At 36.0% G+C, this 21,794-nt stretch carries 18 protein-coding genes and 1 pseudogene; 16 read left to right on the top strand and 3 right to left on the bottom strand.

Annotated elements, in window-relative coordinates:
• Position 1 precedes the first annotated feature (1 nt).
• The 6 genes from MHI57_RS02870 to MHI57_RS02845 are packed head-to-tail and all read left to right on the top strand — an operon-like array spanning position 2 to position 4,900.
• Complete coding sequence (locus tag MHI57_RS02870; protein WP_340974859.1) at positions 2 to 1,633, top strand: nitrite/sulfite reductase; 1,632 nt, start codon at positions 2 to 4, stop codon at positions 1,631 to 1,633.
• The gene (locus MHI57_RS02865) at positions 1,617 to 1,820 is read left to right on the top strand and encodes a DUF3906 family protein (protein WP_095373296.1); all 204 of its coding nucleotides are present in this window, start codon (positions 1,617 to 1,619) and stop codon (positions 1,818 to 1,820) included. The genes MHI57_RS02870 and MHI57_RS02865 overlap by 17 nt, the downstream gene beginning before the upstream one ends.
• Positions 1,821 to 1,833: 13 nt before the next feature.
• Positions 1,834 to 2,610, top strand: coding sequence for a uroporphyrinogen-III C-methyltransferase (gene cobA, locus MHI57_RS02860; protein ID WP_340974857.1), 777 nt, complete (start codon positions 1,834 to 1,836; stop codon positions 2,608 to 2,610).
• Positions 2,607 to 3,365, top strand: a complete 759-nt coding sequence (locus tag MHI57_RS02855; RefSeq protein WP_340974855.1) for a sirohydrochlorin chelatase — start codon at positions 2,607 to 2,609, stop codon at positions 3,363 to 3,365. Before cobA ends, MHI57_RS02855 begins: the two co-directional genes overlap by 4 nt.
• Positions 3,341 to 3,973, top strand: a complete 633-nt coding sequence (locus MHI57_RS02850; protein ID WP_322909325.1) for an NAD(P)-dependent oxidoreductase — start codon at positions 3,341 to 3,343, stop codon at positions 3,971 to 3,973. Before MHI57_RS02855 ends, MHI57_RS02850 begins: the two co-directional genes overlap by 25 nt.
• Positions 3,974 to 4,018: 45 nt before the next feature.
• On the top strand, positions 4,019 to 4,900 hold the full coding sequence (locus MHI57_RS02845) for a sulfite exporter TauE/SafE family protein (protein WP_095373300.1): 882 nt from the start codon (positions 4,019 to 4,021) through the stop codon (positions 4,898 to 4,900).
• Positions 4,901 to 4,943: 43 nt separating this feature from the next.
• Here the strand turns inward: MHI57_RS02845 and MHI57_RS02840 are convergent, their stop codons facing one another.
• Positions 4,944 to 5,231 (bottom strand): SoxR reducing system RseC family protein, encoded by a 288-nt coding sequence (locus MHI57_RS02840; protein ID WP_340974850.1) that lies wholly within the window; start codon positions 5,229 to 5,231, stop codon positions 4,944 to 4,946.
• An 830-nt stretch (positions 5,232 to 6,061) separates the two neighbouring features.
• Positions 6,062 to 6,949: a LysR family transcriptional regulator gene (locus MHI57_RS02835; RefSeq protein WP_095373302.1), complete on the bottom strand. Its 888-nt coding sequence runs from the start codon at positions 6,947 to 6,949 to the stop codon at positions 6,062 to 6,064.
• Positions 6,950 to 7,074: 125 nt separating this feature from the next.
• Here MHI57_RS02835 and MHI57_RS02830 point away from each other — a divergent pair, with 125 nt between their 5' ends.
• The 3 genes and pseudogenes from MHI57_RS02830 to MHI57_RS02820 all read left to right on the top strand — a co-directional run bounded on the left by MHI57_RS02830 (position 7,075) and on the right by MHI57_RS02820 (position 11,021).
• The gene (locus tag MHI57_RS02830; protein ID WP_095373303.1) at positions 7,075 to 8,118 is read left to right on the top strand and encodes an aspartate-semialdehyde dehydrogenase; all 1,044 of its coding nucleotides are present in this window, start codon (positions 7,075 to 7,077) and stop codon (positions 8,116 to 8,118) included.
• A gap of 190 nt (positions 8,119 to 8,308) precedes the next feature.
• Positions 8,309 to 8,707, top strand: a pseudogene (locus tag MHI57_RS02825) (DMT family transporter); the annotation flags it as partial.
• A 976-nt stretch (positions 8,708 to 9,683) separates the two neighbouring features.
• The gene (locus tag MHI57_RS02820) at positions 9,684 to 11,021 is read left to right on the top strand and encodes an FAD-dependent oxidoreductase (protein WP_095373304.1); all 1,338 of its coding nucleotides are present in this window, start codon (positions 9,684 to 9,686) and stop codon (positions 11,019 to 11,021) included.
• Between the two features lie 47 nt (positions 11,022 to 11,068).
• Here MHI57_RS02820 and katG read toward each other — a convergent pair whose 3' ends face one another.
• Positions 11,069 to 13,294 carry a catalase/peroxidase HPI gene (gene katG / locus MHI57_RS02815; protein ID WP_095373305.1) on the bottom strand — a complete coding sequence of 742 codons (2,226 nt, stop codon included), beginning with the start codon at positions 13,292 to 13,294 and terminating at the stop codon, positions 11,069 to 11,071.
• A 424-nt stretch (positions 13,295 to 13,718) separates the two neighbouring features.
• On the opposite strand from katG, the gene MHI57_RS02810 reads away from it, so the two are divergent.
• The 7 genes from MHI57_RS02810 (at position 13,719) to MHI57_RS02780 (ending at position 21,783) form a co-directional block, all read left to right on the top strand.
• The gene (locus tag MHI57_RS02810) at positions 13,719 to 14,321 is read left to right on the top strand and encodes a hypothetical protein (RefSeq protein ID WP_095373306.1); all 603 of its coding nucleotides are present in this window, start codon (positions 13,719 to 13,721) and stop codon (positions 14,319 to 14,321) included.
• 118 nt (positions 14,322 to 14,439) lie between these two features.
• Complete coding sequence (locus tag MHI57_RS02805) at positions 14,440 to 14,979, top strand: short-chain dehydrogenase (RefSeq protein ID WP_322909320.1); 540 nt, start codon at positions 14,440 to 14,442, stop codon at positions 14,977 to 14,979.
• Between the two features lie 151 nt (positions 14,980 to 15,130).
• Positions 15,131 to 16,840: a sigma-54 interaction domain-containing protein gene (locus MHI57_RS02800; protein ID WP_307314010.1), complete on the top strand. Its 1,710-nt coding sequence runs from the start codon at positions 15,131 to 15,133 to the stop codon at positions 16,838 to 16,840.
• Between the two features lie 229 nt (positions 16,841 to 17,069).
• A complete protein-coding gene (locus MHI57_RS02795) occupies positions 17,070 to 18,152 on the top strand; it encodes a DUF917 domain-containing protein (protein WP_322909318.1) in 1,083 nt (360 codons plus the stop codon).
• Positions 18,149 to 19,699 carry a hydantoinase/oxoprolinase N-terminal domain-containing protein gene (locus MHI57_RS02790; RefSeq protein WP_322909317.1) on the top strand — a complete coding sequence of 517 codons (1,551 nt, stop codon included), beginning with the start codon at positions 18,149 to 18,151 and terminating at the stop codon, positions 19,697 to 19,699. Before MHI57_RS02795 ends, MHI57_RS02790 begins: the two co-directional genes overlap by 4 nt.
• Before the next feature lie 28 nt (positions 19,700 to 19,727).
• Entirely contained in the window at positions 19,728 to 20,456 is a 729-nt protein-coding gene (locus MHI57_RS02785) for an aspartate/glutamate racemase family protein (protein WP_095373692.1), read from the top strand.
• Between the two features lie 16 nt (positions 20,457 to 20,472).
• Positions 20,473 to 21,783 carry a purine-cytosine permease family protein gene (locus tag MHI57_RS02780; protein ID WP_322909316.1) on the top strand — a complete coding sequence of 437 codons (1,311 nt, stop codon included), beginning with the start codon at positions 20,473 to 20,475 and terminating at the stop codon, positions 21,781 to 21,783.
• The last annotated feature ends 11 nt before the right edge of the window (positions 21,784 to 21,794 follow it).

Genomic DNA, 21,794 nt, shown 5'->3' with positions numbered 1-21,794 from the left:
AATGGCTTATACAAAGCATTGGTCAAATAATGAAAAACTAAACAAAAGCGAAATAGCTAAACTCGAAAAAGATGGACTGAAAATTTATGAAGACATTCCACATTATGCAAAGAATGGCTTCTCGTCTATTCCTAAAGACCAATGGGATCTTTTCAAATGGGCAGGCTTGTATTTGCAAAAGCCTAAAGAAGCAGGTTATTTTATGATGCGCGTAAATGTACCTTCAGGAATTTTAACGAAGGAACAAGCGAATATTCTTGCTGGTATTGCCAAAGATTATGGTCGCGGGATTTTCGACATTACGACGCGACAAGCGATTCAATTTCACTGGTTAACAATTGAGGAAATCCCTGATATTTTTACAAGACTAGAAAGTGTTGGCCTTTCCAGTGCTGGTGCATGTGGGGATATAACGAGGAATATAGTCGGAAATCCGATTGCAGGCATCGACCCTGACGAATTATTTGATACGAGAGATATTGTCAAAGAAGTGTATGAGTATTTTCAATTTAATGAGGAATTTTCGAATTTACCAAGAAAATATAAGATGTCTATCAGTACAAACTTACACAACGCCGCTAATGCAGAAATTAACTGTGTCTCTTTTACACCGGCTGAAAAAAACATTGATGGTGAAGTAAAACAAGGCTTTCATTTAAAAGTAGGGGGAGGCCTATCTGCTAAGCCTTTTCTGGCAGAAACCGTTGATATATTTGTAGAAAAAGAGCAAGTGTTGCAGATTGCTATTGCCGTAACGACAATATTTAGAGATTACGGTTATCGAGATAAACGTCATCGTGCTAGATTAAAGTTTTTAATTGCTGACTGGGGTGTAGAGAAATTTAAAGAAAAACTTGAAGAATATACAGGGCAATTGCCTTCTAAAGGAGTTGAACCCGTGAAGAAATGGAATGCAGGGTATTTCTATGGCGTCCATGATCAGAAACAATCAGGGCTTAAGTTCATCGGTTTTAATGTACCTGTCGGCCGTTTAACAGCTGATGAAGTATTTGAACTTGTTCGAATCTCTGATCAATATGGTCAAGGTGAAATTAGAACATGTAATTCACAGAACTTGATTATTCCCCATATCCCAGAAGAACATGTAGAATCGCTACTAGCCGAGCCCATTTTTAATAGAATTACAGTGAATCCGAATTCTTTCATCGGACATTCCGTTTCTTGCACAGGTATCCAATTTTGTAACTTAGCCTTAGTTGAGACAAAGGAAAGAATGCGCCAAATTGCAGAAGAACTCGATCGTCGCTTAACTGTTGATGTTCCGGTACGCATGCATATGATCGGTTGTCCGAATTCCTGCGGTCAACGGCAAATAGCCGATATCGGTTTACAAGGTGTGATGGTACGAAACAAGAATAAGGAAATGGAAGAAGCTTATGAAGTGTATGTTGGAGGAACGTTAGAATCTGGCGGAGAGTTTAACAAAAAGTTAAAAGGAAAAGTACCAGCCAACTTCCTCACAGATACACTTGAACATCTACTACATTTTTTTAATAAAGAAAAAATGGCAGGTGAGAACTTTTATACTTTTGTACAAAGAAATGGCACACAATCTTTGCAAGATCAACTAAATATTGTATTGGAGAATCATAAAGATGGCCTTTCTATATAGGTTTGAATTGTCATTGGTAAATAAGGAAATTCCAGCAGTCATTGTAGCTGATTCTGATGATGAAGCATTTACCCAATTAGATATTGAACTAGAAAAATATTATTTAAAATTGCCAGAAATAGACGAGGTCACGTTAAGAGAAAAGAAACGAATAACGAAAAAAATCGGTTTTATATTAGATGAATAATGGAGGCGGATAAATGAAGGGTTATGTTTACCTTGTTGGTGCAGGCTGTGGTGATCCTGAATTACTTACATTAAAAGCAATAAAAAAAATTCAGCAAGCGGATGTAATTTTATATGACCGACTAGTCAATCAGGAAATTTTATCATTTGCGAGAGAAGAGGCACAATTGATTTATTGTGGGAAGCTTCCTCATTATCATACGATGAAACAAGTAACGATCAACAATTTCCTCGTGAAATATGCAAAAAAAGGATTAGCAGTTGTTCGCCTAAAAGGTGGGGACCCCTTCGTGTTTGGTCGTGGAGGAGAAGAGGCCCTTGAATGTGTGAAACATCGTGTTCCATTTGAAGTGATTCCTGGGATTACTGCTGGCATTGGCGCTGCGAGCTATGCCGGCATTCCTGTCACCCATCGGCAAATCAGTCAAAGCTTTGCATTTATTACCGGTCATCAAGCGGGTGACTCAGTTGCTGACCAAAAATGGCATCACTTAGCACATGGGGTTGATACACTTTGTATATATATGGGTGTTTCACAATTGCCTGTCATTGTCGATCATCTTATTAAAAGCGGAAAAAATAGTGATACCCCAATTGCTATTGTGGAGTGGGGAACAACATTAAAACAACGGACGATAACTGGAAATTTAAAATCGATTGTAAACTTAGCGGAAGAAGAAGCAATCATCAATCCAAGTATGATTATTATTGGGGAGGTCGTTAAACTACGAGACGAACTGAACTGGTATATTGAAAATGGCTCAGCCCTTCAGAAGGTACATAGCGAATGAAAGCCATCCTTTATATTGCTCACGGCACAAGGTCAAAAAAAGGGATACGGGAAGTAGAAGGTTTTTTGCAGACCATCATGAAACAAGTAAATGTCCCTATACAAGAATGGTCCTATTTAGAAATATGTGCCCCAACGATTGAGCAAGGAATAGAAGCTTGTGTTCATCAAGGAGCACGGGAAATTGATGTCATTCCGTTACTTTTATTAAAAGGAGGGCATTACAAGAAGGATATTCCTGGCCTTCTACTATTATTGAAGAAGCGCTTTTCAGCTATTAAAATCAATTTGCATCCACCTTTTGGCGTCCAGAGCTATATTTTAGACGGAATAACTGATTTAATAAACGAAAAATATTCTCCCATTACCGAAACAGATCATTTACTTGTAGTAGGACGTGGAAGTAGCGATATGAACATTTATAAGGATTTCCACTTAGTTACAACTGGGTTAAAGGAAAGGTTAGCTGTGAATAACGTAACCTCCTGCTTTCTTGCTGCAGCCACTCCTCGACTTGAAGAGGGCTACCATTTATCACAGAATCGTACAAATAATAGAGTAATTATTATCCCTTACTTATTATTTTCAGGGTTATTACTAGATGAATTGCAGCAATTCACCGAACAAAAAAGAGCTTTAGGAGATCAAACTTTCATCATTGAACCGTTAAGTCGCATCTCCAACATACAACTTCGATTGATGCAATATTTAAATAAAGGGGGCCCAGAAGATTGCAACCACTCGTTATTGATTTAAGTAATAAGGCAATTGTCATTGCGGGAGGTGGGAAGATTGCCGCACGCAAAGCGAAAGTTTTATTAGAACAAGGAGCCAATATTACTTTTATCGCACCTGCATTTTCAAATGAAGTCTTGAAATTAGCGCAACAAAATCATTTTCAATGCATAGAAAGAGAGGTCGAATTGGCTGATTTCGAGGATGCGTTTCTTTGTATTCTCGCCACCAATAATCGAGCGATTAATAACCATTTTGGCGAAATATTAACCCAGCAAAAGTTAGTTTGTGTAGTAGATGAATTAACGGATGGCAATACAATCTTCCCCGCTACTGTAACGAGAGGGCATCTGCAAGTAGCGGTTACTTCAAATGGCAGTAGTCCAAAGTTAACAAGAGCATTAAAACAACAATTAAGTAAACAATTTGATGAAAGTTGGACGGAGTATACAGCGTTTCTTGCCGAATATAGGCAGTTGGTTAAAAAATTGCCTATAAGTAAGATTGAAAAAAATGACTATTTACAAGAGGTACTAGCAGATGAATTCCGTGTAAATAATAAACAACAAAGAGAGAGCTTAGAAGCATTACATATAGCTGCTGTTCGGTCAACCGAAGGCAAAATCTAGAAAATAGATTTTGTCTTTTTTTATTTAACGAAAGAGGTGTTACCCATGAAAAATTTATTGCTTTTTATTTTTATTGGTTTATTCGCACAGTTAATTGATGGTGCTCTTGGAATGGCATACGGAGTGACTTCTACATCGCTTTTACTTGCTTTTGGCATTGTACCTGCCGTTGCTTCCGCATCGGTACATCTTGCTGAAGTTGTCACTACTGCCGCTTCAGGTATCTCACATATTAAATTTGGCAATGTAGATAAACAAACAGTATTTAAGTTAATCATCCCTGGTTCCATTGGTGCGTTCTTAGGTGCCACATTTTTAAGTAATATCCCAGGTGATTTAGCTAAGCCATATATTGCCCTTTTCCTTTTACTATTAGGTGTTTTTATCTTTATACGATTTTTATTTAAATATAAGGAAAGTAGCCACAAGTCATCGATCAATCTCAGTAAAAAGCAATCGATTCCTTTAGGTTTTATAGCCGGATTTGCTGATGCCACAGGTGGTGGCGGTTGGGGTCCAGTTACAACACCAGTATTGCTTTCAAAAAAAGGGGTAAGCCCAAGGAAAGTTGTTGGGACTGTTGACACAAGTGAATTTGCGATTGCCCTTTCTGCATCCATTGGTTTTCTTATTTCTTTAGGATGGAACGAGGTAAATTGGCTTTGGGTGGGAGCACTCATGGTAGGGGGGGTGATTGCAGCACCGATCGCTGCTTGGCTTGTACAGAAATTAAATCCACAATTAATGGGGGTGCTTGTTGGAGGATTCATCATTCTCATTAACATTCAAACAATTGTACAAACATGGATTAGTAATGAAGAGATTCATCCCATTGTGTATAGTGCTGTCGCAATCATATGGGTAACAGCAATTATCTTTACAATCATTCGAATCTACCATAAAAAAATGCTACATTTAAACTCTTAAAACACCAGTAAGGCTGGGATGAAATGATCCCAGCCTAGTTTCTTTACTCTTTCTCTTCAATTACCATCGTCAAGCCACCAAACTTTCCAGCTAACCAATTATAAATAACGGTCATGAGTGCAAGTATGCCAAAATAAATGGCCGCATACAATACAGATAATAAAAGCATAAATAAAATGCCAGTAAAGGCGATGACACCATCTTCGGTAAACAATAATAAGGAAGAAAATAATCCGAAAATAATCATCCCAATAATGGGGATAAATAATAAGTACAATGTGCTTTTTACAACACTACTAACAGAAAATCTTTTTATCTCTATCGTCTTCATGTAAATTCTCCTTTCTTATGACATATCCACTTTATGTAAGCGGCAAACCTTTTAGACTATAATACTATAAAAATGGACTAAATACTTTAGAGGATATATTTTATTCAGTTTGACCCCTTTTTTACAATAAGTGTAAATTGTAAACTGATATTAAAGATATTACTACAACACATGTTGAAAAAAGCAAGTATAATCCTTTGTTTATGGAAAATCACGATGCATAATTATACTTTTAAAAGGATATTATTACAAAATTATCGGGGCTATCATCTAATAAAATTTATTATTATACAAAATTTACACCTAATCCGGTAATTTATCCTTATTTGCTTCACTGTAATAATTTTTTGTATACATGACAATCTAAAGGAGGATTAGTTTACATAATAATTTTATAGTAACTAATATTGATCAAGATACAATAATTTTCAAAGTAGATGAATGATACTGTTATTATTAATAGTGGAGTTGCTCCGAACGAAGTGTTTAAATCATTAGATATAGAAAGAAAAATAATTATAGTGATTATAGATGAGAGTAATTTTACATACTCTGAAGTAGATTGGGCTAATTATTATCATATTACTGATTTTTTTGAGTACGAGTTCATTATATTTTAGAGGACATTGGTCTCATCCAAATCAAGGGGGCCTGGTAGCAATACGCGGAAAACATACGCTAAGCAAATTTGATATTAAAAAAGTCGATTTTGGTTATTTAATTTAACGATTTTAAAGAGCCCTACTACATTTTATACATAGTAAGGCTCTTTATAAATCGTTACTAAATGTTTGAAAAAATAATAGTATTTAATCATACATTAAATTGCTCTACTTTTCTAATATACTAAGAAAAGATTGTAGTACTGGAGAGATCCATCTGGATTTATGATAAATCACATTACTTTTAATAAGTTGTGATGCTTCAATTGGCTTAAAGATTAGTTCGTTATTGTTACAATTTTCTTTCACAACAATATAAGGAAGAATAGCAAGGCCCAACCCACACAAAACTGATTGTTTAATAACTTCAATACTTGAACTTTCAAATGTTCTGTCAGGCATCTGTCCACTCATACGTATGTAATTATCCACCATGGATCTGTACCCACAATTTCTCTCTGTATAGATAAACTGATAATCCTTTAATATCTTTAATGGATTTTCACATGAAGCTAAGTCAGCCGGTAAAACCCAACCTAAGGTCTCATCAAACAAAGGAGTCGTAATGAGCTCATCGTACTCCATTGATTGTCCAATCAAAAAAATGATATCTGTTTCTCCATCTCTCAGCTTCTTAATTGCTTGTTCATTTGTTCCTGTCTCAAGAACAATATTCACTTTAGGATTTATCTGTTTATATTTTTGTAGTATATTTGGTAATCGATAAACAGCTAAAGATTCATTCGCAGTAATCGTAAGCGTACCTTCAGGATGGTTGCTATCTTTTGGGATTTCTTGTGCTTTTTCGTAAATCGCAAGTAACTCTAACGCATAAGGATGAAAATGATGCCCCGATTTTGTTAAAAGTACTTTTTTCCCTAACCGATCGAAAAGTGGAGATTGTAAGTCGTTCTCCAAAGCTTTAATATGCGTTGTTACAGTGGATTGTGCATAATCTAATTCACGCGCTGCTTTTGAGAATCCACCATATTTAACAACAGCACAGAAAGTCTTAACATGTCTCATCTCCATAGCTAAACCTCTTTTTAGTATCATAATTTATGAATGATTATATCATATATTTCAATTTATCAAATAATAACTCTTCCATTATAGTAAAAGTAGGAATAAAAAAATGGACCTATTCCACTTCTTAAAATTAATTAACGGAGGAGAATAATATGAGGAAAAAGAGCTATCATATCGCTGTTGTAGGTGCTACTGGTGCAGTAGGCCAGAAAATTATTAACTTACTGGAGCAAATAACTGAATTTAATATAAACGAAATCACTCTTCTTTCATCGAAGCGATCTGCTGGTAAGAAAATTTCTTTTAAAGGTCAAGAAATCATCATTAAGGAAGCGGATGAAGCAAGCTTTAAGGATGTTGATATTGCATTTTTTAGTGCTGGCGGAGAAGTTTCCAGACAATTAGTAAGATTCGCGGTCGAAAGTGGCGCAGTGGTGATTGATAATACTAGCGAATATCGTATGTCAAGTGAAGTCCCACTTGTTGTTCCAGAAGTGAATGCACATACTCTTATTAGACACAAGGGGATTATTGCAGTACCCAATTGTTCTGCTTTACAAATGGTGACAGCACTTCAGCCAATTAGAAGATTATTTGGTTTAGAAAGAATTATTGTCTCTACATATCAAGCTGTATCAGGAACTGGAATACATGCCATCAATGAGTTAAAAGATCAATCAATGAGTTTACTCGCGGGTGAAGAGGCTACCGCTTCTATAATGCCTGCAAAAAAAGATAAGAAACATTATCCAATTGCTTTTAATGTAATTCCACAAGTAGATGTATTTACTGAAAATGATTACACCTTTGAAGAGGTAAAGATAATTCAAGAAACCAAGAAGATATTCGAAGATTCTAACCTAAAAATGGCTGCCACTTGTGTCAGAGTGCCAGTTGTAACAGGGCACTCTGAATCTGTTTATATTGAATTAGAACGAGTAGCAACTGTTGATGAAATGAGAGAAGTATTATCTTCGGCACCGGGCGTTGTTTTGCAGGATTCTCCAAGTAATCAACTATATCCAATGCCTATTTACGCGGTCGGAAAAACAGAAACGTTTGTTGGAAGAGTTCGAAAAGACCCTGACAATCCATATGGTTTCCACCTCTGGATTGTATCAGATAATTTATTAAAAGGGGCTGCTTGGAATTCAGTCCAGATTGTATTGACAATGGTCGAAAAAGATATCATTTGATCTCAACCTACTTGAAATGGAACAATAACAATAATAGCAACACCAGAATCTGTTTAATTGTAAATTGTATAAAAAGATTAAGGAAAATAATAAAGACTTCAAAAATCAACAGACAGGAAGCGTAAACAAAAATCCTCAACCAATTTTCTATTGGAAGAGGATTTTTTATTAACACTTTACTAATTCACGAATGATTCTCTTAGCATCCTTTTCAGAAAGTTTATACTTCGTTTTTCAAAAGCGGTATTTAATAAAGTATGGATTTCTTGCTTTTACTACATATACGATTTGGCAGGTACATTTTTTATGCTTTTCTATCTCCCGGGACTGGGTCAGGAAATAATAAGATCCTCCCTATAGCATTTTGTACTTAGGTCTCTTTCCTACGGTTATTCCTTATCTTGTATTAGTTTATGTAACATCTCGGGTAGGAGCTTCAGAGGCGACAAGCTCCCTTTACTTAACACCAGCTCTTACATTTGTGATCGCTTGGGTTTGGCTTGGAGAGGTACCGACTACCGTTTCTGTTATAGGAGGAATCTTAACGCTATTTGGGGGTTTGTTCATTCATATAAAGAGAGATAAATAACCGAAAAGAGAAAATGAAATATACAAATAGAAGATTATTTTATTATTGAGTTCAGTCCGGAAAGTCATCTTTTTCTGTAGAAAATATTTTGTAATCTAGTTTTCTATATTTTATTGCAAATAATTCACATTAACTCTGTTAATAAATCTATGTTTCCTTAATACCATTGCATCAAGTTATGGTACAATTATTTTTGGGAATAATTAGAAATGGTGGTTCTCTATGAAAATAGTTAGCTTGTCTATCAACTGGTCTTCAGAAGTTGGACTTGCAATAGAGCTTTAAAAAGTCATGGTTGTGAAGAAATCTTAACTGACAAATGAGTGGATTAAAAGAGTAAAGAAAAGGATTTGAGGAATCTCTCCGGAACGAAACCTTATTCAAGAACATTCAGCAAGCTGAAGGATAGCAGCGAAGGTTAGAAGTAGATGAGGCTGAAAATCAGTAAAATTAGAAAGGAAGAAATAGTAATGCAGAAAACAAATTTGGCAAACGGCCTCCCTATAAAGGATGTTGCTTAAATGGGGGGATTTCTTCGTAGAACTATCTATTGTTATTTAGATAAGGAAGCAGGCTAAAAAAGGAAATGAAAAGTGAAACATAAAGACATCCCTGTATCGACATTAATGCCAAGCAATTTTGTAAGATAGTAAAAGAATGTGGTTAAGAGGAAGAGCATAGCTTACATCAGAACCAAGGTTAGCGTTTGTTAGCATTTCTGATGATATAAGTGAACAAGTTTGCGTTTTGCTACTGGGCCCCATCAATGAGTATAAATTACTCAAGCAATCATTATGGTTTCTTAAAATGAACTAAAGGGTATTCAATTAAGAAATTCACGAGTGGTGGAAGAGGATAAGAAACGATAACGTTAATCCTCAATTAACTTCGTTCAATCGTTTAATTGTAGGTAATAAACGAATCATTGTGTGAAAAACACATTGTTGAGCAAAACTAGTGAAGGGAGGAATGAAAGATGAAAATAATTATTATTGGTGGCGATGCTGCCGGGATGAGTGCAGCGATGCAAATCATTCGCAACAGCAAGGAAAATCACGAAATTACTGTATTAGAAAAAGGAACGATTTATTCTTATGGACAATGTGGTCTTCCCTATTATATTAGTGGGGTAATTCCTCAAAAAGAAGACTTAATTGCCCGTTCTGTAACAACTTTCCGCGAGAAATATGGAATTGATGCCAAAGTACAACATGAAGTCTCTAATATTAATACAGATACGAAAATTGTTGAGGGATATAACTATATTGATCAACAACCATTTCAACTTACATACGATAAATTATTGATTGCCACTGGAGTTAGTCCTGTTATGCCTGATTGGGAGGGGACTGATCTTCCAGGAATATTCACTTTAAAAACCATACCTGACGCAAATGAAATAATCCAGGAAATGAATAATCGAACGATTAAACATGTGACGATTATTGGTGGTGGATACATTGGTTTGGAAATGGCTGAAAGCTTTGTGAGGTTAGGGAAAAGGGTAACCATTATCGAGCGGAATAAACAACTTGCTACCATTTTTGATGAAGATATGGCACAGCTAATCCATCAAAAGGCTAAAGAGCATCAAGTAACTTTAAAATTAGGTGAAGAAGTTCAATCCTTTTCAGGAAAGGCTTTTGTCGAAAGCATTACGACTGATAAAGGGTCATACAAGACAAATCTTGTCTTAGTGGCAATTGGTGTCAAGCCAAACGTAGCATTTCTCAAAAAAACAGATATTTCACTCAGTCAGCACGGGGCAATACGGGTGAACAATTATATGCAAACCAGTATAAAAGATGTATATGCAGCAGGAGATTGTGCTACGCAATATCATCGAATTAAAGCGTTAGATGATCATATTCCTTTGGGCACACACGCAAATAAACAGGGACAAATTGCAGGTCTGAGCCTATTAGGAATTCCTAAGCCGTTTAAAGGAATCGTAGGATCATCTGTCATTAAATTTTTTAACTTAACATTAGGAAGAACAGGTATTTCTGAAAAGGAAGCTAAAGAACTAAATATTCCTTACGAGTTTGTCGTAACAGACGCTCACGATATTGCTGGGTATTACCCAGATGCAAAAAGAATGAAGGTTAAACTTTTATACCATAAGAAATATCGCACATTACTTGGGGGACAAATAATTGGAGAGTACGGGGTAGATAAGCGAATAGACGTTCTTGCCACTGCGTTATACAATCAAATGTCTATCGATGACTTAATGGATTTAGATTTATCGTATGCGCCACCTTTCAACGGGGTATGGGACCCAGTGCAACAAGCCGCACGCAGAAGCAAATAAGAAGAACGCCGTCTACATAAGTAGCGGCGTTTCTTTTTTGAATAATATTACTTGCTTAATACGGCATCCTTGATTTTTAAATCAAAACGATCGGCATTCATTACTTTAACCCAAGCGGAGATAAAGTCTTTAACAAATTTCTCTTTATTATCTTCTTGTGCATATACTTCAGCGATCGAACGTAATACAGAGTTAGAACCAAATACTAAGTCCACTCTTGAAGCGGTACGAACAACTTCACCTGTTTGGCGATTACGACCTTCAAAAATACCGCCTTGAACTGGTTTCCATTCTACACTCATATCAAGTAAGTTCGTAAAGAAATCATTGGATAGTGTGCCTACATTTTCAGTAAATACGCCATGGCTTGTGCCACCATGATTTGTACCTAATACACGCATACCGCCAATTAACACAGTCATTTCAGGAGCAGTTAAGTTTAGTAGTTGTGCTTTATCTACCAATAACTCCTCAGAAGCTACACTGTACTCTTGCTTTTGATAATTACGGAAACCATCAGCAATTGGTTCTAATACTTCGAAGTTTTCTACATCCGTCTGATCTTCTGTGGCATCTCCACGACCTGCTGAGAATGGAACAGTGACGTCAAAACCAGCATTTTTTGCTGCTTGTTCAATCGCCGCACTACCACCAAGTACAATTAAATCAGCTAAGCTGACTTTTTTATTTAATCCAGCTTGTAAACCTTCTAATGTATGAAGTACTTTAGAAAGTTGTTCAGGTTGATTCACTTCCCAGTCCTTCTGTGGAGCAAAACGGATTCGCGCACCATTTGCACCTCCACGATTGTCAGAACCACGGAATGTACTAGCTGATGCCCATGCAGTTGTAACAAGCTCACTTATTGATAAACCTGAATCTAAAATTTTGGCTTTTAACTCAGACACTTCAGCATCTGTTAGTTCATAGTCTACTTTAGGGATGGGGTCTTGCCATACTAATTCTTCTTCTGGTACTTCTGGGCCTAAATAACGATCACGTGGACCCATATCACGGTGCAGAAGTTTAAACCAAGCACGTGCAAAAGCATCGGCGAATTCTTCTGGATTCTCATAGAACCTACGAGAGATCTTCTCATAAGCAGGGTCCATACGTAGCGCCATATCAGCAGTTGTCATCATTGTTTTTACACGGACAGAGCTATCTGCGGCATCAGGCGCCATATGTGCTTCATCTTGACCTACTGCTTGCCATTGATACGCACCGGCAGGGCTTTTTGTTAATTCCCACTCATATCCAAATAATTGTTCGAAGAAACCGTTATCCCACTGAGTAGGGTTTGCAGTCCATGCACCTTCAATTCCACTTGTAATTGTGTCACGACCTTTACCACTACCATGTGAGCTGATCCAACCAAGTCCTTGCGCTTCAATTGGCGCTGCTTCTGGTTCTGGGCCAACTTGCGCAGCATCTCCAGCACCATGTGCTTTACCGAAAGTATGTCCACCTGCAACAAGGGCAACTGTTTCTTCATCATTCATACCCATACGTGCAAATGTTTCCCGAATATCTTTACCACTTGCTACAGGATCTGGTTTCCCATTTGGACCTTCAGGGTTCACATAAATCAGACCCATTTGTACAGCCGCTAAAGGATTTTCCAATTCACGATCTCCTGAGTAGCGGTTATCACCAAGCATTTCTTTTTCATTACCCCAATATACATCTTCTTCAGGGTGCCAAATATCTGCTCGGCCACCACCGAAACCAAATGTTTTACCACCCATCGATTCGATGGCAACGTTTCCTGCTAATAGAATGAGATCTGCCCAAGAAATTTTGTTACCGTACTTTTGTTTAATAGGCCATAAAAGACGACGAGATTTATCAATGTTGGCATTGTCTGCCCAACTATTAAGAGGGGCAAACCGTTGTGAACCTGTACCGCCACCCCCGCGGCCATCACCTGTACGGTAAGTACCTGCAGAATGCCAAGCCATACGAATAAACTGTGGTCCGTAATGACCGAAGTCTGCTGGCCACCAATCTTGGCTATCCGTCATTAATTTATGAAGATCTTGCTTTAAAGCATAGTAATCTAGTTTAGTAAATTCTTCAGTATAATCGAAATCTTCACCCATTGGATTAGACTTTTTATCATGTTGGTGAAGAATATTTAAGTTTAATTGATTGGGCCACCAATCTTTGTTAGTCGTTGCTTCAGATTGCTGCTTCGTTACACTTCCATGATGAAAAGGGCAGCCACCTCCGCCTGAATGGTTTGCTTCAGAAATAATATTATTTTCGCTCATACTGATTCTCCTTTATTGTGAAGTGAGGTAATTATCATCATCTACTAATCAATCTCAGATAATAATAATTATTATATAATGATTATAATAAAATACAATAAAAAAAGTAAAGGGAAAAGATGAAATTTACGAGAAAATTATATTCTAAGAGGATAAACAATGGAATATTAGGGTCCTTTTATTCTTGTAAAATAGTAAAAAGAGAAGGAGGATATGAGAAAACGCAAATTAAATTGATAAAATTAATATGTAAATGAAAATAAATCAGTAAAAGGTATTATCAGTTAATAGAGATCATAAAATAAAGATAGAAAAATCTGACTATTTATCTTTTATTGTAAATGAAAGTAACTAAAATGGAAAGTATTAGCCTTTGATTAATATAATCTTTCTTAATAATCCTTTTAAATAGGTGGGGAAGGCAATGATTCATCAAAAGGAAAACAGCTTCTTAATCATCATCATTACTCTATTACTATTATGTATTACATTGATTCTAGGGGCTTGTTTACATATCATGTTTGAATGGGACTTGACCATTATAGCTGGTTTGATCGGATTTGTTGGAGCGATTATTGGCGGAATGATTACCTTCTACGGTGTTAGAGTAACCATTTGGCATCGTGATAAGGAAATCTTTCTCTCAACCGCCACCTCAAAACTACTTTTAATAACGACGAAGATTGAACCTAAATATAAAGAGATTGCTAATGAAGCATTACTATACTCTAATGTTTTTAATTTAGACATTGATTACCATCTGAAAGCAAAAAGATTACACGAACTAATGAAACGGTTCATCTATACATCATATGAAGATATGGAAACACTCTATGACATTATGGAATATGAAGACATTAAAGGCTTTCATCAATCACTTAAAGAGATGAGAGAAGAAGTAGTGAATGAATCGAATGTGCAACTAAATGATTTAATTCAACTTATTCAGCAAAGCTACCAATATATCTTTGCAACTTCTGCAAAATTAGAAAAGAAATATTTCCAATACAAGAAGCAAGTTCTTTAAACCGTCAAAATTCTTCAATGAAATTTTGTGAAAAAGAGGGTTTAATCGCTGATAAATGGAAGTTTTATGTATGCGCTCGCAGTAACATCGCAGCTAATTAGAAGGAGGGAGAAGCAGTATGAAAAACTTTGGACATACCCTCATTTTTGGAGGAACAGGTATGTTAAAGGAAACAACAAAATGGTTAATTGATCGCACGACTCAAACAAGAATCTATGGAAGAAAGAGCAAATCCCTAGAGCATTCAAATACAACTTATCGCCTTTTAGATTACACAGATACTGACAAACTTATTGAAGAGATTACCCTTGCTCACAAAGATGGCGGTCCCATTCACACTGTTTTAGCATGGATTCACAATACAGCCCCCAACGCTATTCCTATAATGAACAAACAAATAGAGCAATTACAAAATGAACCTTGGACACTCTATCTTGTAAAAGGCAGCAGTTCAGACATCGAAAGTATCAAATCCTCCCAACAAAACTACCAAGACCAATGTAAGCTTAAAATCATCCAACTAGGCTTCAAATATAACGGAACATCTTCCAGGTGGCTCACACACGAAGAAATATCAGCTGGTACAATTGACAGTATGCAATCAGAGAGGGATTTCACCATCATTGGCACACTTAAGCCTTGGGAGGCGCGACCTTAATTCACCTTTATATGAATGGAATTATTTAAACTAAGGTTTATTTTTCATAAGATCATTTAAAGTAACATTGATCTAAATGCGTCAATATACCAATGGGAAATCTAGATTATTTGTTATAATAACTTTAATCTCAGTAAAAGTGGTGATCCTGTTGTTATCTGAATTATACAAAAGTGAAATAACGACAATTGCTATAAGGTTCTTTCGCCACTATTCTTGTAAGATACATATCTATTTTGAGAATTGTGATAGGGAGAATTCAACCTTTAGTGTCCTTATTGAAGAAAAACTCCGGAAAACGAGGAACCATATTGGACAATTATTTAAAGAATCATGTAGCATTTGTACTGACTTATGTACATTAACTGAATACCCAGATGAAGAAATAAGTATGACCCCAATTAGGATAGCGGATCAAATAGTGGCATATCTTGTTATTCAAAATGGTATGAAAAATGAACAGCGATATGAAACATTAGAACTCATTGACTCTCAATTGGACTTATGTAAATCGACGATCGAAATAAAATTACAAAGTCTAGAACTAGAACGTCTTTATCATGAAACGTTAGATGAACTGCAAATCTTTTTACAAACTACAAGCGATGTATTTGTCCTAATTAACAAAGAAGACATCATTGAAACGACCAGTCAAACATTCTCATCTATTAATGAGGATAGATTAAATGTAGTAGGCTTAAATATTTCGACTTTAATGTACAGTAAAGATTGGGAAAGACTCAAAAAGGATAAAGTCATTGAAGAGGTTGAATTATTAGTGAACAAAGGAAAAGCTACGGTTTCTTTAAGAACAATCAAATCAAATGATGTAACAATCTCCTATTTAATACAAATATTAATGGATAAAGGAACTGTGAAAAAACCGATTGCTAAACAAACGCTCTATACTTTTCAACAAATTAAAGGGACTAGTCATAGTATTCAAAAAACGATTGAAAAAGCACAGAGAGTAGCTAATAGTGACTCATCTATTCTATTAAGAGGTGAAAGTGGTACGGGAAAGGAAATTTTTGCCCAAGCTATTCACCATGGAAGCAATCGAAGTAAAAGGCCATTTATTGCACTAAATTGTGCGGCCATACCGGAATCATTATTAGAAAGTGAATTATTTGGTCATGTAAAAGGTGCATTTACTGGTTCACATACCACAAGGGTTGGGCGCTTTGAGCTCGCAAATGGCGGTACGCTTTTTTTAGATGAGATTGGTGATTTATCTCCTTCTCTTCAAGCGAAGTTATTAAGGGTTGTTCAAGAAAGAAGAATAGAAAAAGTAGGTGATAATCAATCAACCCCAGTTGATGTAAGAATCATTACTGCTACTCATCAAAACTTGGAGCAATTGGTTCAAGTAGGTAAGTTCAGAAAAGATTTATATTACCGTTTAAATGTTATACCGATTGTCATCCCACCTTTAAGAGATAGAAGGGAGGATATCCCGATATTGATTGAATATTTTATGAAAAACTTATCAAAACAAGCTGGAAAAAAACCGAAAAGAATTTCTAAAGAAGTATTGGAGATTTTATTGAAAAACAATTGGAGCGGCAATATTAGAGAGTTACAAAACGTCGTTCACCACTTTGTTCAATTAGAAATCGGTGAATTAGTGACTCAAAAAAGTTTGCCAACGTATCTTAAAGATGAAATACAATCTCAAATACAATTACAACCAAATCAAAAGCGTTTATATAGAAAACAATCCAATGAAAACAAAGAGGAAATCCTCCGACTATTAGATGAATTCGGAAGGGATACCTTGGGTAAAAAAAGAGTAGCAAAATCTTTGAATATAAGTTTACCAACCTTATACCGCAAACTGAATAAATTAAGAATTAAGTAATTTGAGAAACAAAGAGAAAAGTTGAGAAAAAATGAGAAATCAATGTATTTAACCTGTTTTTCTCAATTATCATTCTCAAGTAAATATATAAAAATCCTCTCACTTGAGAGGATTTTCACGTTTAATCTAGATACATAAAGTTACGAGATTCGTGGTTTTTTAAGTTATTATTTTATTTTTTTGAATTTTGGTACAGAACTTGCAATTAGTAAAGAAAGGAGATAAAGAAATGCCTTGGAAAATAACTAAAGAAGACATTCGATTCATTTCCCTTGGGGCAAGAATATTATCTTGTGGAGGTGGTGGTAATACAAGATCAATTGAAGCTTTAATTTTGTCTGTGATGAAAGACGATGATGTGATAGAGGTGATACCCATTCATGAAGTGAAGGATGATTGGTGGGTAACTGCTATTGGAATTATGGGTTCAACAGTCCTCTTTAATGAAGATTTACCGACAGGCGAAGAAGTGGAAACAGCACTTAGTTTATATGAAAAGGAATTTAACAAAAATGTAGATGCCCTCATTTCTATTGAAATAGGCGGTGTGAATGCTTTGGCTCCCCTTTTACTTGCTCTAAAGCGGCACCTTCCTGTGATTGATGGAGATGGAATGGGAAGAGCCTTTCCAGAGCTTTATATGACTACTTTGCATTTAAATGGTATTCCACTTGCCCCTCTTTCACTAGTCACGCAAGAAAATATGAAGTTCATTCCTTCTTCATACACTTCCGATCAGGCAGTAGATGAAGCGAAATCATTTGCTAAGAATAATGGAGGGCATAGTCACTTAGTTGGCTATGGTGCTAGTGGAGATGAGATCAAAACTTCCATGTTGTCAGGGACACTTTATTTAGCTTATCGTTTAGGGAAAATTATTGCGTCTTATGGCGACGGAATGACCCGATTAAGACAAATAATGAACGCATTTGAAAATTCTATCTACGGAGAATTATCTTTTGTGATTAAAGGGTATGTAACAGAAGTCTCTCGTTGGTTTGAAAATGAAGGGATTGTTGGAAAACTATTCATTGAAAGCTATACAAAACAACATAACCAGAAAATTGAAATCCAATTTATGAATGAATTTTTTTTCATTCATAATGGCGAAAACATTTATCGTGTGCCAGATTTAATTGTGTTTCTCCATATAGATTCACTTGAACCAATCAGTGTTGTAGACATTCAAAAGGCTCAATCAGTCATAGTTTTAGTTATACCTGCTCCTAACATATTGCATACTACAGATATGTTAACACTCATACACATGAAAGAATCCTATCAACTATTAAAGAAAGAGGAAGACCAATGAGGTTAGGAATTGATGTAGGTGGAACAAATACTGATGCAGTTATCATTGATGAATCAGACAATATAAAGGGCTGGTCAAAGCAATTGACGACAAGTAACTTGGGAGAAACCATCTATAAAACCGCAAAAGTACTATTAAATGAGGCTAATGTAAAGTCAGAATCGATAAAAGGGGTCTTCTTAGGCACTACACATGTACTAAATGAATTGTACTATCCAAAAAATTTAGCCAAGACAGCTTTGATTCGCTTAACTAAGAAACCATCGAAAATCAAACCAGGTTTATTTTGGCCAAGTCATTTAAGTAAATACATTATAAAAGAGTTTCATTTAGAAACAAGATATGATTTTACAAGGCAAATACCTCATTATGAAATCGATTATGAAAGTGTATTGAAGATAATGAAGGAAATAGAAAAAGCAAAAGTAGATGCTGTATGTATAGTAGGCGCCTTTTCTTCCTTTTATGAGGATGAAGAAAATAACTTAAAAAAAGTGATCGCCTCTCATATGCCTTCTCTTTCTGTCACTGTATCTAATGAAATAGGAAGTATAGGCTTTTTAGATCGTGAGAATGCCTCTTTGCTTAACTCAATGTTGTCATTTGTGATGAAGGATGCTTTAAGCTCCATTAATGATATCTTAAAAAACTTAGGTCTGCATTGCCCTTATTGGATAACCCAAAATGATGGATCATTGATGAAAGTAGAAGAAGCGATTAAGTTACCTATTTTTACAATCGGTTCTGGCATAACTAATAGTTTACGCGGCGCTTCCAAACTTACTGGTTTAAAGAACTTCATAGCGATTGATGTTGGAGGCAGCACAATTGATATTGGTATGGTAAGTCATGGTCATCCACAAACAGAAGAAGGGCCTGTAAAAGTATTGGATATACCAGTAAATGTTAGGCTTCCAAAAGTACATTCACTTTCAACAGGTGGAGGCAATTTGGTCAATACTCATAAAGGGAATTTATTAATTGAAGATACAATTGCAAGTGATATAACAAAAGATGGGCTTGCATGGGGAGGAGAGCAATGGACAATATCCGACTCGTTTTTAAAAATCTTTCCTCATTCATTCAAGGATAAACACATTAAATATGAAAATCTAGAAGGTATTTCAACAGAAGATTGTTTAAAAGTAGTAAATACAGTATCAAGCAGGATAAGAGAAAAAATCAGACAATTACAACCTAAAGATCAATACATCCCACTCGTTCTAGTTGGGGGTGGAAGTCCTTTACTTCTAAATAATATTTTCACTAAATTTGATAAAGCTATCCAGCCTGTAGGTTATCAAATATGTAATGCGGTAGGGGCTTGTTATGCTCCTCTAAGCTCAAGTCTAGACAAAGTTTTTTGGCTAAATGATCGCACAAAAGAAGAAATTGTAGAAAGAGAGAAAGAGAGAGTAATTAAAGAGTTAATTCATAAAGGAGCAAAACCTGAAACGATCAAAATTAATAGAGTGGAGGAATTTCCATTCGATTATTTAAAAGGAGAAATGTTTCGTTTGAAAATAATGGCATTTGGTGATTTATAATCTTATTTTAAAAAAGAGAGGGCGAAATATGAAAATTAAAGTGATTGCACCTATTATCTCAGACACATTTATGGATGAAATGAAAAAAGAATTTACTGGATTTTCCTATCCTCAAACAACCATTGATGTAACAAACCTAGATTACGGGCCTGCTTCTATAGAAAGTGAGTACGATGAAGCCTTATGTGTACCTGATTTTATCGAAAAAGTAAAACAAGCGGAAGCAGACGGGTACGACGGTGTGATTAGTAATTGTTTTGGAGATCCAGGAGTGAAGCCAGCTAGAGAGGTCGTTGATATTCCAGTGATAGGCCCTTGCGAGGCTTCTATGCTGTTTACAAGCACACTGGCAAAACGTTTCTCTGTTGTAACTGTTCTCCCCAATGTCGTTTCAATGATTAGTAACATTAGTAAAGTAACAGGTGTTTATCATAATCTTGCCTCTATTCGTTATGTAAACATCCCCGTTTTAGAAGTACATGAGAAAGAAAAGTTAAAGAGTGCCCTTTTAGACGAAATGTTAAAAGCGATTAAAGAAGACCAAGCAGAAGCACTAATTTTGGGCTGTACTGGATTTATGGGGGTAGCTAGCGAACTCCAAATGAAGCTAACTGAAAAAGGCTATGACATTCCAGTTGTAGATCCTGGCTTTGCTGCAACTAAATTATTAGAAGCAACAATAAGCATGGGAGTGAAGCAAAGTCGCATTACTTATATGAAGCCGCCAAGTAAACAAAGAGTGATGAATACGAATTGAATGGAGGGATAGGACGTTGGCAAATCATTCTACTATTGGGGACGATTATTCATTAACAAGGGTGCCTCAGGAGGCTAGGCGATCACTGTGGAGTATTACGATTATTCGTGTCGGGGCATTAGCAACCATTTCACAATTTATTTTAGGAGCATCTTTAGGATACGGTATGACTTTCTGGCAGGCATTTTGGGCTACGTTTCTAGGTAGTGTGATTCTTCAAGTGGTTGGTTTCCTTTTAGGGTATGCAGGCGCGAAAGAAGGGTTATCTACAAGCCTTCTAGCTAGGTGGACAGGGTTTGGGCGCCATGGTTCGAGTATAATTGGTGCAGTTATAGCTATTTCTTGTATTGGTTGGTTTGGAGTACAAAATTCCGTGTTCGCTGAAGGAATTGTACAATCTACAAATGGAGCGATTTCTTTACCCTTAGCAGCAACATTAACAGGAATTGGCGTAACAATTTTGGTTATTTTCGGTTTTAAACTTTTAAGTATTACTGCTTCTATCACTGTACCTTTATTTCTAATAGCTGTCAGTATAGGAATTTATCAAACACTAAAAGGACAGAGTTTTTCTGATTTACTAGCAACACAGCCAGCAGGTGAGCCTTTATCAATTGGCGTTGCTGCGACGATGGTTGCGGGTGGATTTATCATAGGTGCCGTGATTACCCCGGATTTTAGTAGGTTTGCTAAGAGTGGAAAAGATGTTTTCTGGATGACTACCATCGGATTATTAGTAGGAGAGTTAGGGATTAATATGATTGCTGTCTTAATGGCTTTAGCAGCAAGAACAAATGATGTAGCTAATATTATGATGACAACAGTTGGCTGGTTAGGGGTTTTGGTTGTGGTCCTTTCCACAGTTAAAATCAATAATTTAAACTTGTACTCATCATCCCTCGGTTTTACTAATATTTTTGACTCATTATTTCGAATTCAATTAAATCGTGGAATGGTTACGTTACTTATTGGTATTATTGGGACGCTATTATCTGTATTAGGGATACTAGAACGTTTCACTGATTTTCTCGTTTTACTTGGGATACTTGTTCCACCTGTTGCGGGAATTATGGTTATTGACTATTTCATTTTAAAGACACATAGGAAAATACTAGACGAAAGTCGCCAGAAGGGCCAATTGCCTGCAAATACCGAGAAACTTGGCTGGCCTACGATTTTAGCCTGGGGATGCGGAGGATTAGCTGGTTATTTTATTACAATAGGTATACCGTCTATTAACTCGTTAGTGATTAGTGCGGTCATTTATTATGTTGCAAAAAAAATGGAGCGATTATATAAAACTGATATTCATGCAGATGTAGCATAAATATTTAGAAA

This window comes from Cytobacillus sp. FSL K6-0129 (assembly GCF_038007625.1).
Lineage (GTDB): Bacteria > Bacillota > Bacilli > Bacillales > Cytobacillaceae > Cytobacillus > Cytobacillus kochii.
Note: the sequence above shows the minus strand (reverse complement) of the source record. Positions and strands in the feature narration are given on the sequence as shown.

Coding starts and splice junctions, on each gene's coding strand:
- MHI57_RS02870 (WP_340974859.1), top strand. CDS start 2: ATGGCTTATACAAAGCATTGGTCAAATAATGAAAAACTAAACAAAAGC.
- MHI57_RS02865 (WP_095373296.1), top strand. CDS start 1,617: ATGGCCTTTCTATATAGGTTTGAATTGTCATTGGTAAATAAGGAAATT.
- cobA (WP_340974857.1), top strand. CDS start 1,834: ATGAAGGGTTATGTTTACCTTGTTGGTGCAGGCTGTGGTGATCCTGAA.
- MHI57_RS02855 (WP_340974855.1), top strand. CDS start 2,607: ATGAAAGCCATCCTTTATATTGCTCACGGCACAAGGTCAAAAAAAGGG.
- MHI57_RS02845 (WP_095373300.1), top strand. CDS start 4,019: ATGAAAAATTTATTGCTTTTTATTTTTATTGGTTTATTCGCACAGTTA.
- MHI57_RS02840 (WP_340974850.1), bottom strand. CDS start 5,231: ATGAAGACGATAGAGATAAAAAGATTTTCTGTTAGTAGTGTTGTAAAA.
- MHI57_RS02835 (WP_095373302.1), bottom strand. CDS start 6,949: ATGATACTAAAAAGAGGTTTAGCTATGGAGATGAGACATGTTAAGACT.
- MHI57_RS02830 (WP_095373303.1), top strand. CDS start 7,075: ATGAGGAAAAAGAGCTATCATATCGCTGTTGTAGGTGCTACTGGTGCA.
- MHI57_RS02820 (WP_095373304.1), top strand. CDS start 9,684: ATGAAAATAATTATTATTGGTGGCGATGCTGCCGGGATGAGTGCAGCG.
- katG (WP_095373305.1), bottom strand. CDS start 13,294: ATGAGCGAAAATAATATTATTTCTGAAGCAAACCATTCAGGCGGAGGT.
- MHI57_RS02810 (WP_095373306.1), top strand. CDS start 13,719: ATGATTCATCAAAAGGAAAACAGCTTCTTAATCATCATCATTACTCTA.
- MHI57_RS02805 (WP_322909320.1), top strand. CDS start 14,440: ATGAAAAACTTTGGACATACCCTCATTTTTGGAGGAACAGGTATGTTA.
- MHI57_RS02795 (WP_322909318.1), top strand. CDS start 17,070: ATGCCTTGGAAAATAACTAAAGAAGACATTCGATTCATTTCCCTTGGG.
- MHI57_RS02790 (WP_322909317.1), top strand. CDS start 18,149: ATGAGGTTAGGAATTGATGTAGGTGGAACAAATACTGATGCAGTTATC.
- MHI57_RS02785 (WP_095373692.1), top strand. CDS start 19,728: ATGAAAATTAAAGTGATTGCACCTATTATCTCAGACACATTTATGGAT.